Source organism: Okeania sp., assembly GCF_983059655.1.
Window position 1 is genome coordinate 2057 of sequence record NZ_CEZPJD010000671.1, and the last position, 2383, is coordinate 4439.

The 2383-nt window shown below is 41.0% G+C and carries 1 protein-coding gene; it reads right to left on the reverse strand.

What is annotated here, in order from left to right; translation table 11 throughout:
• On the reverse strand, positions 1 to 2153 hold a 2153-nt coding region (locus AC3DU7_RS26340; RefSeq protein ID WP_488042239.1), incomplete at its 3' end, for a cobaltochelatase subunit CobN.
• Between the last annotated feature and the right edge of the window lie 230 nt (positions 2154 to 2383).

Below are 2383 nucleotides of genomic sequence, written 5' to 3' on the forward strand. Positions count from 1 at the left end.
GCCAACATAGATTCGGAAGGATTATTAGCAGCATATATATATAGATGTGGCATATTTCCTAACAGAATATCTGACCAAGAATAGCCAGTATTTCCCAGAGGTGAACCTGGCAACCATTCCACAGTTCCGTGCATTCCAAAGTGAACAACTGCATCAGCTTGAAATTCATTTTGGAGCCATTTATAAAAAGCAGCATATTGGGGATGAGGAGTTAAATCTCTTTCAAACATTAAGCGCATTGGGTCTCCAGAAATTCCAAGGGGTGGTTGTACTCCTAGCCAAATATTTCCTAATTTAATTCCGCCAATATGGAAATTTTCACCATCGGTTTTTATACCTGTGCGGGTGAGATTTCCCCATTGTTTTTCCATGCGAGTTGTTGATAGATAACCTAACCATTTTTCTAGGGTTTTAATATTGACTTGAGAAGGATGGGAGGATGAAGAATGCGGAGATGAAGAATGTGAGGATGAAGGATGCGAGGATGAAGAATGGGAGGATGAAGGATGCGAGGATGAAGGACGCGAGCAAGATGCTCGCACTGGTTCTGAATTATGGAGGGAGGAAGAAGAATAAATTTCATCTGCTTCTTTAATTTGACGAATAAGTTCTTCCCCATCTTCAGGAATTTCCCCAACGTCGTAACCTTCCTCTTTCAGAGCGTGGAGGAATTTCAGGAGCGATCGCGGCACATTTAACAACGCTGCTGTACCTGTGGCACCATAACCGGGAGGAAAACCATAGAGAATAACAGCTATTTTTCTTTCTGCGGGCGCTTTATGACGCAGTTTGATCCAATTTTTGACTCTACCCGTGAGGCGTTTCACTCTTTCGGGAATTAAATAAATATCTTCTCCCACTAAACCACCCAGGGGAACAGGGTCGATCGCTCCATCTAATTCTGGCAGTGCATATAAAACTACACTTTGCAAACCTCCCACACCTTGGCGCGTCCAAGAATGGATATCTTGAATAAGTAGGGGTGCTGCGACAAAGTAGGGAACATTTTTGGCAGTGAGGATGCGTTGGGAAACTTCCACTTGTCGCCCTGCTTCCATGGAACCCGCAGGACCCCCCACCAAAGGAAAACCAATAGTTGAAACGACTGCATCAACTTCTACTGCTTCGGGAGAAAGGGAAAGTATTGGTTTAACAGAATCATACTTTTGATTTTTGACTTTTGACTTTTGAATTTCGTGACTTTTGACTTTTGAATTTTGAATTTTATCTAACTTTTGACTTTTGACTTTTGACTTTTGAATTTCATGACTTTTGCCTTCTGACTTCTGACTTTCCCACGCGCTGGTCATCCAGTCTCTGACGGCGACATGACCTTCGACTCCGTTGATAAATACAGGTAGAGGTGTCAAACCTGCTTCTTCAAATTTGCGGATAAGTTGAGGAATGTATGGTTGTTTGGTAATGACGTGTTTGCGGTAGAGCAAAATTCCAACAACGGGAGTGGGAGAAGTTTGTTTTTGTTGGCGATACCATTCCAGATATTTTCGGGGAGACTCAAAATAACCCTGGTAGTCTGGATGCAGTAAACCCATATTGGGAGTTTCCACTGGTGGCGGTATTTCTCCAACTTTTAAATCTAAATATTTTTCTGCCAACACCCAACACATGGCAGCAACATTTTCTGTACCACCAGCATTCCAATAACCGTAAATTATCAACCAGTTGCGCAGGTCTTGCACTTTTTTCACTGGTACAAATTTGAGTAATTTCGGACCTGTTTTCAGGAAACTGATATAACCTGCAAGTTTATCTTCCTCTCTCCCGCTGGAAAATTTGCTAAGAATAAATTTGACTGGTTTTGGCATTCCTTTTGGTTGGTCGCCAATAATAAATTTTCCCAATTTTGTTAATGCCATCAATTCTAATGCTGACTCAAAAACGAGACGGATGGGAATATTTTTTACTCTTTCGCGCAACCATAAAACTTGGTCGTAGTCGAAAAGGAGACTACCGAAAAACACATCAGCATTTTCCAGAGCAGTAGCGACAGTTTCTGGTTGTTGGGAAAGAGCGCGATCGCTAAATACTTGGATATCTAAGTCTGGACATTGAGAAGTTGCTAGTTGAGCTGCTTGACGGTATAAACCAGTGTTAAAAGATTCAAAACCTGCGATTAAGACAATACGTTTCATGGCCTAATTTTTTATAAAAGTTACTATATTATTAGGGTAACGAAAAAAGACTAATTAATTCTCGTCTCTCCCCTCTACCGGATGAAGCAATTAGTGGGGAAAATATTTATACAAGGGAAAATGAAAATTTATGAATTACAAGAGTTTAACTTCTGACTTTTGACTTCTGACTTCTGACTTCAGCTATATCTCTGCTCATAAATTACCTGCGCTGTCTTGAGAATTTCCTG